Source organism: Gilvimarinus sp. 1_MG-2023, assembly GCF_030548285.1.
The window spans coordinates 1-517 of the sequence record NZ_JAUOSC010000082.1 but is presented as its reverse complement, the minus strand read 5'-3'; the positions used below and the strand labels follow the sequence as shown (position 1 = coordinate 517).

The window sequence follows — 517 nt, the reverse complement described above, 5'->3', positions numbered from 1 at the left end:
GTCTATTTCAGCTACGCCGAGCCAGGCAACCTGATGACCAACTCGACCGCGGTGATGCGCGCCACCCTGGTTGATGATGGCCATCATCGTTATCACCTGACGCAGCAGACAGTGCTGTTCCGGCAAGCACCCAAGTATGTATCCCGCTCCCACTTCGGTTCACGGCTGACCTTCGATCCACAGGGTTATTTGTATATTACATTGGGGGAACGCTATTTCCCCCGGGATGAAGCGCAGAACCTGGACAACCACCTCGGTAAAATCATTCGCCTGAATGCCGACGGTACAACACCAGCAGACAACCCTTTTGTTGATCAAGCCGGTGTCAGGGCCGAGATCTGGAGTTATGGCCATCGTAATCCGCAAGGTGCGGCGATTAACCCCAACAGCGGCGAATTATGGATACATGAACACGGCCCCAAAGGCGGCGACGAACTCAACCTGATCATGCCAGGCCGTAATTATGGCTGGCCTGTTATTACTTACGGCAAGGAATACGTTGGCGGCAGTATTGGTG

The 517-nt window shown here is 54.2% G+C and carries 1 protein-coding gene; it reads left to right on the top strand.

The window, feature by feature from the left end; genetic code table 11:
* A partial coding sequence (locus tag Q4563_RS15780; RefSeq protein WP_303605141.1) for a PQQ-dependent sugar dehydrogenase occupies nucleotides 1-517 on the top strand: 517 nt, incomplete at both ends.